The sequence below is a fragment of the Flavobacteriales bacterium genome (assembly GCA_016713875.1).
GTDB lineage: Bacteria > Bacteroidota > Bacteroidia > Flavobacteriales_F > PHOS-HE28 > PHOS-HE28.
The window spans coordinates 3016515-3037095 of sequence record JADJOI010000003.1 but is presented as its reverse complement, the minus strand read 5'-3'; the positions used below and the strand labels follow the sequence as shown (position 1 = coordinate 3037095).

The following is a 20581-nucleotide window of genomic DNA, read 5'->3' as shown; positions in this document are numbered from 1 at the left end:
ACTCGCAACTCGCCAACTCGCCACTCGCCACTCGCCACTCGCCACTCGCCAACTCGCCAACTCGCCACTTGGCACGCAGGATCGCGGGTGGCCACTCGCCACTCTCCCCCCTACCTTGGCCCCACATCATTTCCCCATGCAGTTCACCGCCGCGCAGATCGCCCAGCTCCTCCAAGGCACCGTGGAAGGCGACCCCAACGCCACCGTCAGCCGGCTGTCGAAGATCGAGGAGGGGGGCGAGGGCTCCCTGTCCTTCCTCGCCAACCCCTCCTACACCCAGTATGTGTACGGCACCACCGCCAGCGTGGTGATCATCGGCCAGGCCTTTGAGCTCACCGCCCCGGTGAAGACCACCCTGGTGCGCGTGCCCGATGCCCAGGCCGCCTTCGCGAAGGTGCTGGCGATGTACAACACGATCAAGCTGGACAAGAAGGGCATCTCCACGCAGGCGGTGATCGAGCCCGGCGCCACGGTCGGCGACAACTGCTACATCGGGGCACTGGCCTACATCGGCGCCCACGCGAAGCTCGGCCACAACGTGAAGATCTACCCGCAGGCCTACATCGGCGACAACGTCAGCATCGGCGACAACAGCACCGTGTTCGCCAACGTCACCATCTACTCGGATTGCGTGGTGGGGGCCAACTGCATCATTCACAGTGGCACGGTGATCGGCAGCGACGGCTTCCGCTTCGCCACGGGGCCCAACGCGGCGGCGAAGATCCCGCAGATCGGCAACGTGGTCATCGAGGACGATGTGGAGATCGGGGCCAACTGCGCCATCGACCGGGCCACGCTGGGCAGCACCATCCTGCGCAGGGGCGTCAAGTTCGACAACCTCATCCACATCGCGCACAACGTGGAGGTGGGTGAGAACACCTACTACGCGGCCGGCGGCGTGGTGGCGGGCAGCACCAGGATCGGCAAGAACTGCATGTTCAGCGGGCAGGTGGGCATCATCGGCCACCTGAAGATCGCCGATGGCACCATCATCGCGGCGCAGAGCGGCATCAGCAAGGACACCAAGGCGGGCGAGGCCTACATGGGCTCACCGGCGTGGGAGGCCGCCAAGTACCGCAAGAGCTACATCCACTTCCGCAACCTCGACCGCATCGTGGAGCGGCTGGAGAAGCTGGAGAAGGCGGCGAAGGCCGCGGCCGACGCCCCCTAGGCCCCTCAGTTCAACCGGTGCGCCAGCGTCACCGTGCGGCGGATGCGCTCCACCTCGCCCTGCAGGTCGTAGGCCTCCAGCACCAGCACGTAAGGGCCGATGCGGGCCTTGCTGCCGTCGTCGCGGATGCCGTCCCAGCTCACCGCGCCCTCCACGCCCAGCAGCGCGTTGTTGAGCAGCTCGCGCACGGGGCGGCCGGCCAGGTCGAACACCGTGAGGGTGCCGGTGAAGCCGGGCTGCTCGAAGCGGTAGCTCACCGTCAGCAGGTCCTGGAACCCATCGTTGTCCGGACTGAAGATGGCCGGCTCGATGGTGAGCTCGGCCGTGGGCCGCGGGGCCTCGCTGAACTGGCTGTTCAGGAAGCCCGGCGTGGCCCAGCCCGCGAGCTCTGCGGCGCTGTGCCAGTTGGTGCGGTCCTCCGCCGGCCGCGCCGGGTCCACGCGCTCCAGGCTCACGCCCTCGATGCTGTTCAGCAGCTCGAAGTGCAGGTCGTCGTCGTAGGCGAAGCGCTCCAGCGTATCGCCCCCGGCGGCCAGCAGCACCACCACGCCCTCGCCGTTGTTGTAGCTCGGCAGGTCGGTCTGCAGGGCGCGCTCCGCCACGGTCTGCGGATAGGTATTCACCAGGTAGGGAAGGTCCTCGGTGAGCACCACGTACTGCCCGGGCAGCAGCAGCACCGGCAGCGTGCTCACCGGCAGGGGGCTCCCGATCTGGCCGTCGGTCTCGTTGGCCAGCACCAGGTCGGCCAGGCTCAGCGTCTTGTTGCTGCGGTTGTACAGCTCCACGAAGTCGCTGCCGCCGGTGCGTGGGTCGTACAGCAGCTCGTTGATCACCCACATCGCCGGCGGTCGGGGCTTCAGGCAGGGCCAGTTGCGCGGTGTTGGCCGTGCCGATCGCATTGCCGGGGCAGTCCTGTACATCGGCTGCGGTCACGGTGTACAGCTGCCCCACCACCAGCGCGGCGGCCAGGTCGAGCCGCACGGCCAGCGGGTTCTCCACCACCACGGTGTTCACCGCCACGGGCGGGTCCAGGGTGTAGGTGCCGGCGGCCAGGGAGGCCAGGTCCATCGGCTCGTTGAACAGCAGCCTCAGCTGGTCGGGCGTCAGCACCTGCGCGGCCACCAGTGCGGGGGCCTGCGTGTCGGGCACGATGGCGAACACGCTGTTCTGCGCGCCCGGGGTGCCGCCCTGCGGATCGGTGCTCGCCGTCCAGTTGGCCGCGCTGCTGCACGGTGTGGTGGGGTCCCGGCGCTCCAGGCTCCAGCCACCGTCGTCCTTCACCGCATCGTTGTACCACGCCAGCGCGTAGGTCACCGTGTCGATCAGCTGGCCGTTGTCGTCGCGCAGCGCCAACGGGTCGCCGTCGTTGTTCAGCGCCGGAAAGCTGCCGATGGACACCACTGTGCCGAAACCCGCGAACAAGGCCGCGTTCGCGTCGTCGGTGAGGATGGCGAAGGTGCCGGGGGGCAGCAGCACCGAGGGCAGCGCGGCCGGCGTACCGCCGTCGCTGAAGGTCCAACCGCCCAGGTCGAAGGTCTTGGTGCTGCTGGTGTTGAGCACCTCCACGTATTCGGCCTCCGGCAGGCCCAACACGGGCGTGGGGTCGGCGAGGATCTCGTTGATCACCACCTCGCCCGGCAGCGCCTCATCGGGCACGAACCAGCTGAAGTCCGTGTTGCTCGATGCGGCCGCGTTGCCCGCCAGGTCCTCGGCGCCGCTGGCGACCAGGGTGTAGGTGCTGCCGCTGGTGAGCGCGATGCCCGGTGTGATGTGCACCAGGGCGGGGTCCAGACCATCCAGCACCGCGGCGCTGACCCCGATGAAGGGCAGGATGTCGAAGCTGCCGAGGGCGGCGCCGTTCAGGGGTTCGCTGAAGACGACGTCCACGTTGGTGGCGCTCGTGGCGGTCACGCTCACCACGGCAGGCGGCGTCACGTCCACCGGGATCGGGCCCACGCCGATGTCGTCGAAGAAATGGTTGTTCACCGGGCTGGCCGCGGTGCTCTGCTCGATGCGGATGCCGAAGTGCGTGCAGCTGCCGTGCGTGGCGTCGGTGGCGCTGCCCGCCAGGGCGTAAGTGCCCGTGGCGCCATCGTCGGTCTCCAGGGTCCACAGGTCGCCGGCATCGCGCTTCACCCGGATGCGGAAGGGGTTGTCGCTGCTGCTGTTCACGATGCCGTCGGCGCTGGCGATCAGCGCAGTGCCCGCGCCCGCATCGCTGCGGAACAGCTCCACCCGGTCCTGCGTGCCGCCGATGCGCACGTAGTAGCCGTCCACCCCGCTGGCCAGGTCGGCGGCGCTGCTCATCAGGTACACGTCCGCGTAGTTGGCGCCGCTGGTGGCGAACTTCAGGTTGATGAAGAACTCCCACTGCGCCCCCGCGGCCTGGGTGCTGGGCGTGCTCAGGTGGTAGTTGGCCGCGCCCGGGCTGTTGCTGCGCAGCTGTCCGCCCACGCACACGAACAGCGCGGCATCCCCGTTCCACACCGGCCCGTTGGTGTAGTCGTTGTCGTCGAAGTCGTCCGTGAACTGGGCGGAGGCGACCAGCGTCGCCAGGGCGGCGAACGAGCCCGACAAGGCGCGGAAAGTGGCGCGGATCATGGCGTTCGGCGTGGGAGGCAAGGTAGTACTTTCGACCCGCGTTGAACGTGAACCGCTCATCATGAAGGTCGCAGTCGTCGGTGCCACCGGGCTGGTCGGTGGGGTCATGCTCAAGGTGCTCGAGGAGCGCCGCTTCCCCGTGGACGAACTGCTGGCCGTGGCCAGCGACCGAAGCGCCGGACGCACGGTGCGGTTCAGCGGGCGCGAGGTGCCGGTGATCGGCATGGAGGCCGCCATCGCCGCCCGTCCCCAGCTCGCCCTGTTCTCCGCCGGAGGCGCCACCTCCCTGGAATGGGCCCCGCGCTTCGCCGAAGTGGGCTGCACGGTGATCGACAACAGCAGCGCCTGGCGCATGTTCCCCGACAAGAAGCTGGTGGTGCCCGAGGTGAACGGCGACGTGCTCACCGCGGACGACCGCATCATCGCCAACCCCAACTGCAGCACCATCCAGCTGGTGATGGCGCTGGCGCCGCTGCACAGGGCCTTCGGCGTGGAGCGCGTGGTCGTGAGCACCTACCAGGCCGTCACCGGCACGGGCATGAAGGCCGTGCAGCAGCTGGAGAACGAGCGCAAGGGCATCAGCGGCGACATGGCCTATCCCTTCCCCATCGACCGCAACGTGATCCCGCGCTGCGATGTGTTCACCGACAACGGGTACACCAAGGAGGAGATGAAGCTGGTGAACGAGACCAGGAAGATCCTCGACCCCGCCATCCGCGTCACCGCCACGGCCGTGCGCGTGCCCGTCACCGGCGGCCACAGCGAAGCGGTGAACATCGAGTGCGCGCGCGACTTCGAGCTGGACGCGGTGCGCCGGCTGCTGAGCGAGGCTCCCGGCATCGAGCTGCGCGATGAGCCGGCGAAGGATGAATACCCCATGCCGCTGATCGCGCACGACCGCGATGCGGTCTTCGTGGGCCGCATCCGCCGGGACGAGAGCCAGCCCCGCACCCTCAACCTGTGGATCGTGGCGGACAACCTGCGCAAGGGCGCCGCCACCAATGCCGTGCAGATCGCGGAGCTGCTGGTGCGGAAGGGCTTTGTTCAGGGCCAGGGTGCTCGCACGCTCACCACGGGCGGCTGAAGTGCGGTCTTCGACCGATCCGGACAACGCGACCGCGCGCCGCATAATCTTGGCGCTCATGGGCGCTCGTTCTCGCTGTGTACTTGATCGGAGGATGGCTGGCTCCTGCACGGACCATGGCGCAGGACGAGCCTTCCAAGGCGATGGTGGTCTCCGGGAACATCCTCTATGGCGGGGCGGTCGAGTTCGATCATCAATCGGGCCCCTACGACCTGATGAGCGGCCGATACGCCATGGCTATGGCCTGTCCTTGGGCGTTCGGGAACGGGTGGGGAGCGGTAGGCTGGCACTCGGGGTGGGCCTCGAGTACCTCCGGCTCCCGTTCACCTTCAGGTGGCAGATCAACGCCAAGGAAGTGTATGGTGTTGACTATCCCTCACAGCGTGAGGGTTACTCCCCCGAGCGTATGGGGCTGGCGGTGGCCTGGGCCACTGGCGATCTGGGCCTATCCAGAGGCCCTCAGTTACCCTATGTGCACGTTGGCTTCGGACTTGGCTGGTCCAGCTTGGACTTCTATCCACGTTTTGGTGCCCGTAGCGTCCAGACCCGCGATCAACCGGACATCCGGTACAACATCTTCACGATGACCTCGGAGCACCGCAATGGCTTCGTGCCGTTGGTGCGCCTGGGGCTGGGCAAGGAGTGGCAGTTCGCGAACAAGAACCGCCTGGGGGGTAGTCCGAAGAACCGGCTTTTGTGACCCTCGCCGAAGATGAAGAGTTGGCTCCAGGCTGCCCGGGTTGGGGCGCCGTGGCGCGCACGTCCACCGGCGCCGGCAGCAGGCCCAGCGGCTTGCCCTGCGCTTCCATTTCAAAACCGGCACTGGTGATCAGCTCCGGATCGCCGTTGCTCACCGTTTGCACGTAGCCCCCCAGGTCCTTGTGCAGGCCCTTCAGCTCGGCGAACGCGATGTCGCGCTCCTGCTTGTCCAGCCGGCTGCGGGTGAACTCGTAGGCCTGCACGGCCGCATCCAGTCGGTCCGCCGCCGCCGTCAGCACCGCCAGGGCGGGCATCGGTGTGGCGTAGGACGCGTTGCCGGTGAGCCGGCTGATGTTCGTCCGCACCTTGTCCACCAAGGCCTCGAACGTTACCCGGGTGTGCCCGAGCTTCACGGTGTAGTACACCTTGTTCATGTGTGAGGGCCTTCGATGCTGTACCCACAAGAGCATTGGTTTGTGGCCCTTCTAGCGTAGCAGGGGGGGCGGCCCGTTGCCGCGCTCCCGGCTGGCCGGGGTTCCGTTCCGGTCCCGGCGGGCCGGGAGCAACCCGCCCACTGCCTGCGCCCGGCAAGGGCTTCAGCGGATCGCATCGCACCCGCCCTCCGCACCCCCGCCCCCGGGGTCCACGGTCCCATTCCGCGCCGTCGTCACATGATCGCGCGGCATCGTCCTATGGTCCGATGGCCTCGTCACATGATCATCCGCCGTCGTCCTATCGACCGATGGCATCGTCACATGATCACAGGCGAGCGTCCGGTGGTCCGAAGGCGTCGGTACATGATCACCGGCGATCGTCCGGTGGTCCGATGGCGTCGGTACATGGTCGCAGGCGATCGTCCTGTGGTCCGATGGCATCGTCACATGATCGCCCGGCATCGTTCGGTGGTCCGCTGGCGGCGTCACATGATCACACGCCGTCGTCCTGTGGTCCGCTGGCGGCGTCCCATGATCAGCCGGCGTTGTTCCATGATCGGACGGCGACATCTCATGATCGCCCGGCATCGTCCTGTGATCCCATGGCGTCGTCCGGTGATCCCGTCCGGCTCGGGGAGAGGGCCACGCCTCCCTTCGGGCGTGCCGCAATGAACCCCCCACCTGCGCGTGGGACGCTCCACGCGCCGGGCAAGGAGGGGTCGGGGGAGGTATCACCTCGGTCACGCCGTGAACCCCACGAAGCGATAACCTCCCCGCACCCCTCCTTGTGCGGAGCAGCGAGCGACCGCTGCTCCGCACAAGGAGGGGACTTGATCACGGCTTGACCGCGTCCGCCGAGGGTAAATCGCCTCGCTTCACCCGTAGCGAGGAACTGCCACACCCCGCAGGGCACAGGCGCCCCACCTCAATACCGGATAAGCGGCGCACTGCGGACCCCATCTGCCGTTAATAGCTGAAGGACGTAAACCCCAGTGCTCTGCACAATCATGTCAATGGTGGCGACCTGCTGCGTGAGGCGACCCGCGAGCACTGTAGTACCCGCCGCATTCAGCACTCGATAGCGAACGCCCGGACCGGGTGGCTGCTCAAGCCGCACGGTGAAGAGGCCAACGCCCGGATTGGGGTAGACATCAATGGAAACGGACCCAACCTCTCCAATTCCCACACCAGTTCCGCCCTGAAACTTCACAAGGAAGGCGTCCAAACCACCGCCATTCGTATCCTGATGCCCACCACTGGCGAGCGCAGTACTCGAGAACGTAGAGCCAGCTACGTAGACAGACCCACTTCCATCAGTGGAACAGGAAAAGCCCCTATCTAGGCCAGTGTCCCCATAATAGGTGCCCCAGCTTCGCGCACCCGTGGAGCTGAACTTAACCAAGAATGCATCAATATCCCCGCCGAATACATTTTGGAAGCCAAGGCTATCAATACCGGTTGCAGACTCTGTGGTACCTGCTACGTACAAATTTCCATTGTCATCTACTGCGCAGGAAAGTGCTCTTTCCTCCTCAATACCACCATAATATGTTCCCCATTCACGAATGCCAGTACCATCGAATTTTACGACAAAGCCATCCCAATCGCCAGCCAAAAATCCTTGATGACCACCACTCGCTATATCTGTTGCGGATGTCGTAGCCCCCACCATATACGCGCTTCCATCGACGTCAAAAGCACAAGCGACACCACCATCATCACCTGGGCCACCATAATATGAGGCCCATTGACGGGCGCCTGTCGCATCAAACTTCACGATAAATGCATCGACTAGGCCACCCCCAAACACGTTCTGATGACCGCCGGAGGCAATGTCAGCCGTTGATTCCGTCACCCCTACGAGGTACACTTGGGCACTATTGTTCACGGAACAGGCATAGCTATCCTCAAATGCACTCCCGCCATAGTAGGTGCCCCATAGCCGAATCCCAGATGCACTGAACTTCACCAAGAAAGCATCACGCAGACCACCAAAGGTGTTTTGATGGCCGCCGCTTGCGATTGCGGACGAAGACTCCGTATATCCTGATAGATAAACCTCGCCGCTGAGATCTACCGCACATGAGTAGCCAATATCATCACCTGGGCCACCGTAATATGTGCTCCATTGCCGGATACCCGCTCCATTGAACTTCACGAGATACGCATCGTTATTGCCACCAATGGAATTTTGATGCCCAGCGCTAGCGACTGTATTTAATGACGCCGTGTAACCAGCTAAGAATACATTACCTACTGCGTCCACAGCACATGATTTACCTGAATCCCAGCTTTCGCCGCCATAATAGGTGCCCCAAAGCCGGTTACCAGATCCGTCGAACTTTACCAGAAACCCATCAACCACGCTACCTGCGATGAGCTGATGGCCTCCTGAAGAAATCGCGTTCGGAGAATGCGTCTCACCTGCCAACAAGACATTGCCACCACCATCTACCGCACAGGAGTAGCCGTAATCAAAGCCACTACCCCCATAGTATGTCCCCCAAATGCGTGCGGGGTCGATGCGCAAAGTGCTACTGCGGTCGTAGGGGTCCAGGTCGAAATGCACCAGGGCCTGCCCGGGCCGTTGGTGATCCTCTTGGAGCACGAAGCGGGTGCCCACCGAATGACCGTTCTGGTAGCTCACCGGCGCCGCCTCCGTGAAGCGACCCAAGCGATTGCCGTGCGTCAGGCATCCATCGGCCTCTACGCGTAGCTCCTCGTGGTGCAGAAAGCGCAGCATGATTCGCGCCGGGTCGGCACCGGGCCGCACCACGAAGTCGTATTTGATGCCCTCCTCGGTGGTGTACAGCACCCAATCGATGCCGGGGTACACCTCGTGGTAGGTGATGCGGCGGTAGGTGTGCACATCCAGCACATCGTGCGTGTAGTATTGCGTGTAATCGGTGCTGCGGCCCTCAGTGCTCACCCGAGCATCCGGGTCAGCGCCCTCCAGCAGCATGTCCATGCGGTAGGACTCCACCCGCGTCTCCGCGCGCAAGGCGTCGTGCTGCATTCGCTTGGTGGGGTCGAAGCGCGCCTCCTCCTCCAACTCATCCAGGCCCACAGGCCGGTGCAGCCGGTTGAACTGGTAGGCGATGCCGGTGCGTAGCAGAAAGAGGGTGGTGCCACCCTGCGTGTAGCGGAAGCGCACCTCAGGGGCCGGCACTCCCGTGGTGGTGGTCACCTGGCCCTTGTTCTCCTCGAAACCCGCTGGGGCTACCGAGCGGTTGCCGCCGTTCAATTCGGACAAGAGCCCAGGAGAGTGGTCGTTCGCGAACAGGGTGTTGGAGCAGGACAAGGCCTGGAAGATCAGCGCAGCCAATATGGTAGAGGAAGTTCTCATGGCGACTTGTTCAAGTGAGGTGAAGATAGTCAGGCAAGGAATATGACTAGCGGGCAGATCTGAACATCGGATCGCTCAACTGGTATATGTGGTTGAGCAAATGGTCGACTTGGGCGAGTGGAAGGGGGTTCGAGGTACCGGCGACCTGTCACCCAGCCCACTAACCCGCTGCATCGCGTTGGTGCAACTGCCCCCGCCCCTCACCCCTCAAGTTCTTCCACGTGGGTCCCGATCCGGTTCTTTTTGTACAGCGAGGCCCGCCCGCCGGAGGCGCGGCGGCAGGCCCTTGGTCCAGGGCCCGCGCTAGGCGCGGGCGGGGTGGGTTTGGGGGTTTTAAGTGAATAGGTAAAGAGGCAGGCGGAGCCCGTGCGCTCGGACTAGTGTGGTGGGTAGCACGTATGCTGGTTCTGCGCGATCCCTGTTGACTGGATATCACGAGAATGCAGCACGGTCCATTCGGCGGGTGCGCTTGTTCCGGTCGAGGCGGTTAAGGATCCCAAGGATCCGATCGGCGGAGGCTGGTTTGCTGGAGGCTGATCTCTACCTTCCACGGTCGTAAATCGGATCATGACCAACCTCGAACGATACTTCGGCTTCCGGTTGGAGATCGACCGCATCCTCAACCCGTTGACGCTGCGTTCCCTGAAGGAATCCGCAGCCCGGTTCGCCTTCTTGAAGGGCTTCGATATCAACGACTTCTACGTGTACGTCCATCACCTGTACATCCTGCAGCGAACAGAGGGCCGTGGCCGGCAGGCCATTGGTGATAAGCTGGAACGCCTGGATGTGGAGTTCAAGGTGAACCCCAAGCAGGTACGCACGAATCAGATCCTCTTCTTCAACGGGAATCTGGAGGTCGGGAACTGTGAGGAGGCCAACGGGGTGCGCACCGCATTCACCGAGAAGCTGGTGCTGATGTCCTATGACAACGAGTACCTCTGCACGAACACAACGTTCCACACCCGGTTGATCACCTACATCTCCAAGGACCTGGTCCGGAGCAAGTACCAGAAGATCAAGGTCCAGGTGACCGCAGTGCCCACCCAACGATTCCAGGATGCCTTCCTTACCCGCGTGGAAGGTCCTGTGATGACCCAATTGGACCTGCGGTACAACCGGCACGTTCAGCTCCGCTTGAACTTTAATGAGCCCTTGCCCGAGTTTGGTGAGGCGGAATGGCGTGCCTTGGAGGAAGAGGCCAAACGGCTGGAGGTGGAATTGCAGGATGCCAATGTGCTCGCCATGATCGGGGATGATGTTCCCAGGCTTCAGCAGCTCAAGCAAGCGATTCTGCGCAAGGACACACAAAGCCTCTACCAGATCGCCCTGAACGTGGGCTGGCATACCGCCAAGTTCGCCCGGGATGTCGGGGTGAACATGATCGCTACGGTCCTCACCCGCTGAGCATTGCTCTTCGTACTCAAGCTGACCGCTGCGGGTAGGAACTACCTGGATTAAGCGCGGCGAACATGGTTCCACATCAGGGTGGTGCAGTGGTGCAAGCTGCGCTTGTTCTGCGCCTACTGCAACCAACTTGTCATCCGACATTACGGTCGGACAGGCATTGAACCTCCGCTCACCGCCCAACCGGCAAGCCGGAATACCGAACGCACCCAAACCTGGCCGCAAGGCCCATTGCCTGTGCAGTCGAAAAGCATACAGGACCTTGGATCAGGGTTCAGGTCATTATATGAATGGTCGGCGCGATGGAACGAGGCAAGAACCGTTGTTAATGGATCGTGAAAAGAAAGGACTTGCAGAGACTGTTAGGATAACTGTGTCAGTTGGCTGAAGATCCCGACCTTCAACCAACCGACACGAACCATGGAAGACCCGACCAAGAAGAAGAGACCCTGGAAACCCAAGCGGAGCAAGTATGACATCGAGCTTGAGCCCTGGGAGCAGAAGATCGCCGAGGCCATTTACGCTGGCAAGCCGTTGCTGGGCGAGGGCGGGGCATTCACCGACATGATCAAGCGCGTGGTGCAAGCCAGCCTGAAGGGTGAGATGCACGCGCACCTGAAGGCCCCGGAGCAGGAAGGCAACCGGCGCAACGGGTATACGCCCAAGCAGCTGAAGACCTCCGGCGGGCAGGTGGAGATCGCCACGCCGAGGGACCGCGATGGGAGCTTCGAGCCGCGCATGGTGGAGAAGCGCCAGCGCGTACTGAACGCCGAGCTGGACCAGAAGATCCTGAGCATGTACGGCCTGGGGTTGAGCTACTCCGACATCAGCGCCCATATGCGGGAGATCTACGGAGTGGAGACCAACGACGCGCTGATCAACGCCGTGACCGACACGGTGATCGAGGAACTGCGCAGGTGGCAGGCCCGCCCGCTGGAGCCGATCTACGCCATCGTGTGGCTGGACGCGGCCTTCTTCAAGATCAAGCACGAGGGCCAGGTGCGCAGCCGCGCGGTGTATACCGTGCTGGGCGTGGACCTCGATGGGTACAAGGACGTGCTGGGCATGTACGTGGAGGAGAGCGAGGGCGCGCGGCACTGGCTGGGTGTGCTCAGCGACCTGAAGCAGCGCGGGGTGCAGGACATCCTGATCGCCTGCACAGACAACCTCAAGGGCTTCGACGATGCGATCGAGGCGGTGTTCCCGCACACCTCCGTGCAGGGCTGCATCGTGCACCAGATCCGCAACACGCTACGCCATGTGGGCTCCAAGGAGATCAAGAACGTGCTGGCCGATCTGAAGCCCATTTACAAGGCCCCCAACGAGCAGGCCGCGCTATTGGCCCTGGAAGCCTTCGCCGCCAAGTGGGAAGAGCGCTACCCACGAGCTGTGCAGAGCTGGACCAACAACTGGCCGCGTCTGAGCACCTTCCTGGGCTACCCCGAGCCACTACGCAAGCTGATCTACACCACCAACATCATCGAGGGCTACCACGCCCAATTGCGCAAGGCCACCAAGACCAAGCGGGTCTTCGATGGCGATCTCGCGGTGCTCAAGCTTATCTTTCTTGTGCAGCAGCGCATCGCCCGCGATAAGTGGCAGCGTCCCCTGCTCAACTGGCGGTCCATATACTTGACCATCGAGATCCTCTTCACCGACCGGATCAACACCCGATCAACAGCAACGAACAAGTTGTGAGTCTCCCCCGAACCCCCTCGTTGAAATCCACTACAACAACATCAACAAAGGTCAATTGACACAGTTCCCTGAACAGACCCGACTTGCACCTGTGGTCATATGATCCCTTGCCCGATCGGCGCAGGGAACCTGAGCATGTTGAAAACATCGGAAACTTGAGTCGACCTTTTCGTTGCTCTGGGGGTAGTCCGAAGAACCGGCTTTTATGACCCTCGCCGAAGTGAGGTGGTAGGGTGAATCAGGACAGGTGGCGGTCAGTACATTTCTGAACGGCACCATGAAGAAGACCTACCGCAAGCATAGCCCCGCCTTCAAGACGAAGGTGGTGCTGGAAGCGCTTAAAGAGCGCGAGACATTGAGCGAACTGGCCCAGCGCCATGGGCTGCATCCCACGCAGATAGCCGCTTGGAAGAAGGAGTTCCTGGAGGGCGCCGAGCAGGTGTTCGGTGATGGCCCAGTGGTGGACGCCAAGGCCCATGAACAGGAGAAGGCGCAGCTTCATCAGCAGATCGGCGAACTCACCGTGACGGTGAACTGGCTCAAAAAAAAACTGCTGTGATGCCCTTGGATGTGCGGCGTACGCTGGTGGACCGCGAACTGGCGACCAAGCCTGGGGACCAGGGAGGACTGAGCATCAGCAAGCAATGCGCTGTGCTGGAGATCCACCGGAGCGGGCTCTATTACACCCCACGACCAGTCATTGACGAGGACCTGCAGCTCATGCGTTTGATGGACCTGCTCCACCTGGAAGACCCCGCCAAGGGCACGCGTATGCTGGCCAAGGACCTGGCCGACCATGGCTTTGCCGTGGGGCGCGCCCGCGTGCGGCGGCTCATGCGGCTGATGCGGAACAAGGCCGTGTACTGCATGCCGCGCACCACCGTGATCGATGCGGCCAAGTACAAGCACCCCTACCTGCTGCGCGACTTGAAGATCGAGCGGCGCAACCAGGTGTGGGCCGTGGACATCACTTGCCTGCCGGTGAAGGGAGGCTTCATGTACATGGTCGCGGTGATCGACGTGCATACCCGCTACCTGCTCAACTGGAGCATCTCCAACACCATGGAAGCCGAGTGGGTCACGGGCATGATCAGCGAAGCGATCGCCATGCACGGTAAGCCAGAGATCATAAATAGCGACCAAGGCTGCCAGTTCACCAGCGAGGCGTACACGGCCTTGTTCCGCAAGGGAGGCGTGGCTGAAGGCGTCCTTATCAGCATGGACGGAAAGGGGCGCGCGATCGACAACGTCTTCATCGAACGCTTCTGGCGCACGCTCAAGCACGGTCACCTGTACCTGGCTCCGCCCATGGATGGTATCGCACTTTACCAGAGCTGCGCCCGCTTCATCGAACGCTACAACAACAAGCGCAAGCACTCCTCGCTCGGCTACCGCACACCAGCAGCATGCTACCGCGTGGCAGCCTGAGATATCAACAGAACAACGAGTGATGAGTCTCCCCTGGACCCCTCATTTCGACACCAACAACCACACTTACATTTGACCTAGACCTGTCCTGATCGGGTAGACCACTTCACACGGCAGGAAACCTATCAAGCAGAACGGATGGGGTTGATGGGGCTCTGGTTGGGCGCCGACTATGCCATTTCTCGATCGCGATCACCTTTCATCGTGCATCTTGCTGTTGGTGTGGGATGGTCGCAGCTTGACTTTTATCCGCGATTCGGATCACGCAGCGTCACCCACCCGGATAGCGCAGGGGTGCGGTACACCATCTTCACGATGACCGCTGAGCACCGCAATGGCTTCGTACCGCTGTTGCGCCTGGGACTGGGCAAGGAGTGGCAGTTCGCGAACAAGAACCGCCTGGGGGTGACTGCCTTCGTGCAGTGGTCGAGGGTGGACGACTTCAACAGCGGCACCTACCTGGCCTATCCGGGCACCAGCAGTGAAAGCCGCGGCACCTGGAAGCAAGGCATGAACTACATCGGCCTGAAGGCGCACTACGCTCTGGGCTTCGGGCCGGGCAAGGTGCCCCGTCATTTGCGCAAAGCGGAGTGAACGATGAGCACCGTCCGGAGGACCTCGTGCGGGACGCTCACGGCGGTCCTTCTGGCCCGTTCGTTCGGGGCCGCCGCTCAAGAGCCGGTGCGTGAAGTCTGGACCAACAACGCCTTCGGCATCTCGGTCGGGCGGTTCTGGTCCCTGCCCCCCCGAAGTACGCACACCAGCGGCCCGCCGCGCGAGCTGCGGATCGTCGGGCTCACGCAGTGGAACGTCGGCTTCTCCTACGAACGCCACACGCGGAAGCGATGGTCGTACGGGGCCCTGGTGGATGTGACCCAGCCGTTCTTCAATGTGGAGGCGCAGGTGGATGACCCCGCGCACGGAACCCCACCGGGATCCACCACGGCCCGGGTGGAAGGCAAGAACCGCTTTCTGCCGGAGTTCTACTATTGGGAGTGCCTGGCCTTCGCGGGCATCCCGCTGCATGTGCGGGAACGCTGGCGCCTGGACGCCACCGTGGAAGCAGGCATCAACCCGCGCTGGAACACGGATATCACCACCGTTTTCGGGTATACGGCCTCCACGGATACAGGCACCATCGGCGTCTTCATTGGCGGGCTGGGGGCCGGGCTGGACATCTTTCCGTTGGTGGGCTTCCGGTTGAACGCATCCTACAGCCTGCCCAGCCTCGACCGGCTCATGCTGACCTTGGAGGGTCGTGCATCCGCAACCCCCTTCTGGGGAGGTGGGTACAATATGTACGGCCTTACGGCGCAGCGGTCAGAAGGCACCTTCTCCGGGCACCTGGCCTACATCGGTTTCCGCATGGGCTATGCCTTCACCTGGGGTCCGCCGCGCAAGCCGAAGTGGATGCGCCGGCAGGAAGCCGCGGGACGCCCTGGGCCAGGGGAGTGACCTGTACCGCTGGCCCGCAAGCGCCTGAGGGCCGTCATGGGCGCGGCGAACCGTCCGCACTACCTTGATGTTCCACCACTTTCACACCCCATGATGCTCCGCACCCGCACCGCCCTGGTCGCCATGCTGATGGTCCCGTTCTCCGCCATGGCCCAGGAGGAGGACAGCACCCGCACGCCCGCGGTCGCCTACGGACAGGCCGCCATCGGCGCCTTCGGCAGCACCTTCACCCCCTTCTCCATCGCGGAGCTGCGGGGCCTCACGGAGGGGTCGCGGATCCTGGGCCAGGACCTCAGCAGCCACCAGGAGCAGCTGCTGATGCAGGGCTATGGCTCGGTGAGCATCGCCATGGACCTGGGCATTGTGCTCGGCCGCCGCGTGGTGAACGGCCGGCGCCGCGGCCCCGAGCTGCGGCTGGGCTACACCTTCGTGCCCGGCGTCACCACCGGTAACAGCTGGTCCCGCACCGACCGCGCGGCCTACGACACCCTCACCTCCGTGGTCACCGGCCAGGCCTATGCGGTGGACAGCGTGCGCACCAGCACCATCACCAGCGGGTTCCAGGCGAGCCTGCTGGCCTTCGACGCCAGCTTGCTGTTCCGCACGCGCAACACGAACCGGGTCACCTTCTTCGGGGGCATCGGGGTGTTGGGCGGGGCCGCCTTCAACAGCGAGATCACCGTGGAGGAGCGCATCGACCGCACCCTGGAGAGCGCCTCCGGGAACGGCGAGCTCGCCTACCAGGAACTGACCGATGAAACGCGCCGCGAGCGCTACGCACAGGGCGACGGGGCCTGGTACGGTGGCTACATCCCGCTGGGCATCGACCTGCGGCTGGGCCGCAAGCGGGGCTTCTGGCGCATGGTGCACCTGTACCACGAACTGCGGCCCATGGTCACCTTCTGGGACGTGCCCGGTGTGGGGGTGCGCAGCGGTGTGGGCATGCAGGGCCTCTTCGGCCTGCGGATCGATACCAGCTACTGAGCCGGCGGTGCGGCCTCGGCGGGGCTTTCGGGTCCCGGGGGCGGCCCTGCGGGCGCGGCTAGGGCCGGTCGGCGCTGCTGCAGGATGAACAGCCCCATGCCCACGGTGATCGCCGCATCCGCCAGGTTGAACACCGGCCGGAAGAACACGAAGTGCTGACCGCCCCAGAGCGGCAGCCAGGCCGGCAGCCGGCCCTCCCACAGCGGGAAGTAGAACATGTCCACCACCGCCCCGTGGAGCAGCGGCGCGTAGCCGCCCCCCTCGGGCAGCAGCACCGCCTTCTGGAACGGCGTGCTGGCGCTGAACAGCACCCCGTAGAAGGTGCTGTCGATGATGTTGCCCAGCGCGCCGGCCAGGATCAAGGACAGGCTCAGCACCAGCCCGGTGGAGGCCCCCTTGCGCACGGCGTTCCGGATGATCAGTGCGATCACCACCACCGCCGCGATGCGGAAGAGCGTCAGCAGCAGCTTGCCGCTGTCGCCGCCGAACTCCAGCCCGAAGGCCATCCCGCGGTTCTCGATGAAGTGCAGGTAGCCCTTGCTGCCCAGGATGGGGATGGCGCTGTCGTAGTAGAAGGTGAGCTTCACCCACACCTTCAGCACCTGGTCCGCCAACAGGACCAGCGCCGTGATCAGCATCGCGCGCTTCACGCCCTCGGGGTTGATGCCCGGGCGATCAGCTGCCCATCTGCTGCTTGGCCTCGATGCTCAGGGTGGCGTGCGGCACCAGGCGCAAACGCTCCTTGCTGATCAGACGGCCGGTGACGCGGCAGATGCCGTAGGTCTTGTTGCGGATGCGCAACAGGGCGTCCTCCAGGTGCTTGATGAACTTCTCCTGGCGGGCGGCCAGCTGGGCGGTCTCCTCCCGGCTCAGCGTCTCGCTGCCGTCCTCGATCATCTTGAACGAGGGGCTCGTGTCGTCCGTGCCGTTGTTGTCGGTGTTCGCCAGCGTCTGCTTCAGCAGGTCGTAGTCCTTGCGCGCTTCCTCCAGCTTCTTGAGGATGATCTGCTTGAACTCCTCGAGCTCATCATCGCTGTAGCGCTCCTTGTCTGCGGATTCCAACGTGGACACTTGTTTCTTGACGATCGGGGCGGCCTTGGGCATCACGGGGGCTCCGCTCATCCGGACCACAGGGGCGGAGGACTTCTCCTCCTTCTCGGTGGCCGCCTTGGCGGACCTGGATCGGGGTTCGGGTTTGGCAGGAGCCGGTTTGGGGGCCGGAGCCGGGGCCTTGGCCACCGGCGCAGGCTTGGGTGCGGGCACCGGCTTGGGCGCAGCCACCGCTTTCGGGGCGGGAGCGGGCTTGGGCGCGGGGGCCGGTTTGCTCACCGCTTTCGGCGTGGGCTTCGCGGCAGGCTTCGGAGCGGCGGCGGGTTTCTTCGTCAGGGCTTTCTTCACGGGTACGGGCTTCTTGGCCACCACCTTCTTGGCTACCGGCTTCTTCGCGGCCGGTTTGGCGTTCGCCTTCTTGGCCGGCGCGGCCTTCTTCGCAAGGGGCTTCACCTTCTTGGGAGGGGCGGCCTTCTTCACCACCTTCTTCACGGCCTTTTTCGCCACGGGCTTGGGGCTCGCCGGCCTTCTTGGCCGGCTTGGCCGCTTTCTTCAAGGGCTTGGCTGGCTTCTTCTTCGGCGCGTTCCGTTTTGCGGCGGACTTGGGGGTGGGTTTCTTGGCCATGGGACCCTCCGGATTAAGGATCCGCGAATATAGCCCCCGGGGGCTTACCAGGCCACGCGGGACAAGGCGATCCGGCATCCCACCCCATCCTCCAGGTCCACTGGGTGCACCACCGCACCGGCCAGGCCATCGGGGTCGCCAAGTAGCTGATCCACAGGGGTTAAGGAAAGAACCTCGGCGCCGATGTAGGCGCCGTGGCGCATCACGGCCCCGGAGACCGGACCCTCCGCACCCGCCCCGATCCGGACCTCGATGCGGTCCGTCACCTCGAATCCGCTTTCCTTGCGCAGGGTCTGGATCCGGCTCACCAGCTCGCGGGCGATGCCCTCGCTGATCAGCTCCTCCGTCAGTGTGATGTCCAGTGCCACGGTGAGCGATCCATCGCTGGCCACACTGAGGCCCGGCACGTTCTCGGCCGTGATCTCCACGTCGTCGCGCAGGAGCTCCACCTCCTGGCCCTCCACGTTCAACGGCATGCGGCCGTTGGCTTCAAGCGAGGCGATCTGCGCCTGGTCGAAGGCGTTCACCGCAGCGGCCACGCTCTTCATCAGCTTGCCCATGCGGGCACCGAGCTTCTTGAAATCAGGCTTGATCCTCTTGCTGAGCTTGCTCTCGCTCGCATCGAGGATCACCAGCTCCTTCACGTTCACTTCGCTCAGCACGAGGTCGCGGATGGCCTCGAGGCGCGTGCGCATGGCGGTATCGGTCACCGGCACCAGCATCTTCTGCAGTGGCTGACGCACGCGGTGCCCCTCCTTCTTGCGGATGCTCAGCACCAGCGAGGTGAGCTTCTGCGCGAGCGCGGTGCGCTGCTCGAGTTCAGTGTCGATGAGCGACTCGTCAGGTTTCGGCCAATCGCTGAGGTGAACGCTCGATCCCTTCAGGTCGCGGTACAGGCGGTCGCTGAAGAACGGTGCGATGGGCGCGCTGAGCATCGCCACCACTTCAAGGCAGCGGTGCAGGGTCCGGAACGCAGCGTTCTTATCGGCGCCCAGCTCGCCCTTCCAGAAGCGGCGACGGTTGAGGCGCACGTACCAGTTGCTGAGGTCCTCCACCACGAAGTCCTGGATGGCTCGCGCAGCGATGGTGGGCTCGTAGTCCGCGTAGCTCGCATCGGCCAGCTTCAGCACGCTGTTGAGGCGTGAGAGGATCCAGCGGTCGCTCTCGGTGAACGCGGCTTCACGGGTACCGTCGTAGCCGTCGATGTTGGCGTAGAGCGCGAAGAAGGTGTAGGTGTTGAAGAGCGCGCGGAAGAACTTGCGCTGCACCTCGGTGATGCCTTCGGCGTCGAACTTCAGGTTGTCCCACGGCGAGGCGTTGCTGATCATGTACCAGCGCACGGCATCGGCGCCGTACTGGTCCAGGGTCTTGAAGGGGTCCACCGCGTTGCCCAGGCGCTTGCTCATCTTCTGCCCCACCTTGTCCAGCACCAGGCCGTTGCTCACCACGGTCCTGTAGGCCACGCTGTCCTGCGTGAGCGTGGCGATGGCGTGCAGGGTGTAGAACCAGCCGCGCGTCTGATCGACACCTTCCGCGATGAACGCAGCGGGGAACTTCTCCTTGAAGGTGGCCTCGTTCTCAAAGGGGTAGTGCCACTGCGCGTAGGGCATGGCGCCGCTGTCGAACCACACATCGATGAGGTCCGTCTCGCGGTGCATGGGTTTGCCGCTGGGCGATACGAGCACGATGTGGTCCACGTAAGGACGGTGCAGGTCCACCGTGTCGTAGTTGGCGTCGCTCATGTCATCGACTTTGAACGCAGCGTATGGATCCTCCTTCATCACGCCTGCTTTCAAAGACTTGGCGACCTCCTCCTTCAATTGCTTCAGCGAACCGATGCACAGCTCTTCATCGCCATCGGCGGTGCGCCAGATGGGCAACGGGATGCCCCAGTAGCGTGATCTCGACAGGTTCCAGTCCTGCAGGTTCTCCAGCCAATTGCCGAAGCGGCCCGTGCCCGTGCTTTCGGGCTTCCAGGTGATGGTCTTGTTCAGCGCGATCAGGCGGTCCTTCTTCGCGGTCACACGCACGAACCAGCTATCGAGCGGGTAGTAGAGCACGGGCTTGTCGGTGCGCCAGCAGTGCGGGTAGTTGTGCTCGACCTTCTCCACCTTGAAGGCGCGGCCCTCCGTCTTCAGCTTGATGGCGATGCGCTCATCGACGCTGAGGTACTTGTCGCGGCCCTGCTTCTCGGCCTCGGCGACCAGTTCTTCAGCGGTGTAGTACTCGGCTTTCACGTACTCGCCTGCGAAGTCTCGAACCGCCCAATTGAAACGACCCTGCAAGTCAACGAGAGGAACAAGTTTACCCTCTCTGGCTTTATTCCACTGTTCGCCAATTAGCTCTTGGGCATGAGGCTTTGTGAGGCTGATCACCTGCACGATTTCCTCATGATTGAGAGGCCGTTGTTGAGCCTTGTTCCAGTAGGTTGTTAGTGTGACTTTTTCAGGCTGACTCAAGCTTCCCGATTGGGCGATGTTTGAGACGGTCGCGCCAGAAACGAATGCTTGATAGAAGGTGGAGCCAGAGAAAGGCAATGCGAAATACCCGGTCGGGCCGAGAACGAACTCGGTCACGGGTTCAACCGGGGGCACGAGCATCG

At 63.7% G+C, this 20581-nt stretch carries 13 protein-coding genes and 1 pseudogene; 8 read left to right on the top strand and 6 right to left on the bottom strand.

All coding sequences use genetic code 11. The annotated features are described in order from the left end of the window. Positions 1–1048: 1048 nt before the first annotated feature. Complete coding sequence (locus tag IPJ87_14325) at positions 1049–3772, bottom strand: lamin tail domain-containing protein (protein MBK7943026.1); 2724 nt, start codon at positions 3770–3772, stop codon at positions 1049–1051. A gap of 61 nt (positions 3773–3833) precedes the next feature. Here IPJ87_14325 and IPJ87_14320 point away from each other — a divergent pair, with 61 nt between their 5' ends. Continuing rightward, positions 3834–4856 (top strand): aspartate-semialdehyde dehydrogenase, encoded by a 1023-nt coding sequence (locus IPJ87_14320; GenBank protein ID MBK7943025.1) that lies wholly within the window; start codon positions 3834–3836, stop codon positions 4854–4856. A 578-nt stretch (positions 4857–5434) separates the two neighbouring features. Here the strand turns inward: IPJ87_14320 and IPJ87_14315 are convergent. Further along, positions 5435–5989, bottom strand: a complete 555-nt coding sequence (locus IPJ87_14315; protein ID MBK7943024.1) for a hypothetical protein — start codon at positions 5987–5989, stop codon at positions 5435–5437. 925 nt (positions 5990–6914) lie between these two features. Next, positions 6915–9335: an SBBP repeat-containing protein gene (locus tag IPJ87_14310; GenBank protein ID MBK7943023.1), complete on the bottom strand. Its 2421-nt coding sequence runs from the start codon at positions 9333–9335 to the stop codon at positions 6915–6917. Between the two features lie 567 nt (positions 9336–9902). On the opposite strand from IPJ87_14310, the gene IPJ87_14305 reads away from it, so the two are divergent. The 7 genes and pseudogenes from IPJ87_14305 to IPJ87_14275 all read left to right on the top strand — a co-directional run bounded on the left by IPJ87_14305 (position 9903) and on the right by IPJ87_14275 (position 16304). Continuing rightward, entirely contained in the window at positions 9903–10739 is an 837-nt protein-coding gene (locus IPJ87_14305; GenBank protein ID MBK7943022.1) for a hypothetical protein, read from the top strand. 477 nt (positions 10740–11216) lie between these two features. Beyond that, positions 11217–12359: pseudogene (locus IPJ87_14300) on the top strand (IS256 family transposase). A gap of 355 nt (positions 12360–12714) precedes the next feature. Continuing rightward, a complete protein-coding gene (locus IPJ87_14295) occupies positions 12715–12996 on the top strand; it encodes a transposase (protein MBK7943021.1) in 282 nt (93 codons plus the stop codon). Beyond that, positions 12996–13865 carry an IS3 family transposase gene (locus tag IPJ87_14290; GenBank protein ID MBK7943020.1) on the top strand — a complete coding sequence of 290 codons (870 nt, stop codon included), beginning with the start codon at positions 12996–12998 and terminating at the stop codon, positions 13863–13865. Before IPJ87_14295 ends, IPJ87_14290 begins: the two co-directional genes overlap by 1 nt. Before the next feature lie 315 nt (positions 13866–14180). Next, positions 14181–14459: a hypothetical protein gene (locus tag IPJ87_14285; GenBank protein ID MBK7943019.1), complete on the top strand. Its 279-nt coding sequence runs from the start codon at positions 14181–14183 to the stop codon at positions 14457–14459. A gap of 3 nt (positions 14460–14462) precedes the next feature. Beyond that, a complete protein-coding gene (locus IPJ87_14280; GenBank protein MBK7943018.1) occupies positions 14463–15320 on the top strand; it encodes a hypothetical protein in 858 nt (285 codons plus the stop codon). Positions 15321–15410: 90 nt separating this feature from the next. Further along, positions 15411–16304 (top strand): hypothetical protein, encoded by an 894-nt coding sequence (locus IPJ87_14275; protein ID MBK7943017.1) that lies wholly within the window; start codon positions 15411–15413, stop codon positions 16302–16304. Here the strand turns inward: IPJ87_14275 and IPJ87_14270 are convergent. The 3 genes from IPJ87_14270 to IPJ87_14260 form a co-directional block, all read right to left on the bottom strand. Next, on the bottom strand, positions 16298–16942 hold the full coding sequence (locus IPJ87_14270) for a lipoprotein signal peptidase (GenBank protein ID MBK7943016.1): 645 nt from the start codon (positions 16940–16942) through the stop codon (positions 16298–16300). The two genes, IPJ87_14275 and IPJ87_14270, sit on opposite strands and share 7 nt — an antisense overlap. 37 nt (positions 16943–16979) lie before the next feature. Then, on the bottom strand, positions 16980–17408 hold the full coding sequence (locus tag IPJ87_14265; protein ID MBK7943015.1) for a TraR/DksA family transcriptional regulator: 429 nt from the start codon (positions 17406–17408) through the stop codon (positions 16980–16982). Positions 17409–18023: 615 nt separating this feature from the next. Beyond that, on the bottom strand, positions 18024–20579 hold the full coding sequence (locus IPJ87_14260; protein MBK7943014.1) for an isoleucine--tRNA ligase: 2556 nt from the start codon (positions 20577–20579) through the stop codon (positions 18024–18026). Positions 20580–20581 lie beyond the last annotated feature (2 nt).